This window comes from Bartonella sp. AA83SXKL (genome assembly GCF_042196965.1).
Classification (GTDB): Bacteria; Pseudomonadota; Alphaproteobacteria; order Rhizobiales; family Rhizobiaceae; genus Bartonella.
The window spans coordinates 1-729 of the sequence record NZ_JBHIRG010000175.1; the positions used below are offsets into that span (position 1 = coordinate 1).

Below are 729 nucleotides of genomic sequence, written 5' to 3' on the forward strand. Positions count from 1 at the left end.
ACCAGGGTTCTCCTCTACAGGGGGGATGGCCATAAGACCAATGATATCAAGTCCATAGTGATTTTTACACCTAGCAACAAAAGGGACCACTTCTTGTGGTGCAATGCCACTTTTTTGCGGTTCTAAGCCAAGATTGACCTGAATGTAGCAGGGGAGCGTTTTTTTTTGTTTTTGCATTTCGATACTTAAGTTTTTGGCTATTTTTTCGCGGTCGACAGTTTGTATGACATCAAAAATTTTGACTGCTTGTGCTGTTTTGTTTGATTGTAAGGGGCCGATGAGATGAAGTTCAATATTTTTAAATTGTTGACGCAAGACGGACCATTTTTCAGTCGCTTCTTGTACGCGGTTTTCTGCAAAAACAGACTGTCCTGCTTGTAAAAGAGGGCGTATATTTTCTACAGATACAGTTTTTGAAACAGCGATAAATTGAATCTCTTCTGCGAGCCGATGATAGTCTTTACATGTTTCAGTAATGTCCTTTTGTAGATTTTTCCATGCTTCAACGCAAAGGTCATGGGGAGTGGTGTCTGTGCTCATCTTTTTGTACTTTCTGTTTTTATTGATTGATTGCGTTATTGTTTGTAAGAGCTTTGACAAATACTTCGTGAAATATTGACTGAAAATGTTGACGAAGGGGTTAATCCATGATCAAGCATAAAACAAGTTTTTTAGTTCAATTTTATAAAGAGTATAATGACAATGACAATTGAACGTTCTCATTTAAGC

1 protein-coding gene is annotated in these 729 nt (G+C 37.6%); it reads right to left on the minus strand.

Features of this window, described 5'->3' with window-relative positions:
* A partial coding sequence (locus tag ACFINO_RS10425) for a YggS family pyridoxal phosphate-dependent enzyme (RefSeq protein ID WP_375655763.1) occupies positions 1–540 on the minus strand: 540 nt, incomplete at its 3' end.
* Between the last annotated feature and the right edge of the window lie 189 nt (positions 541–729).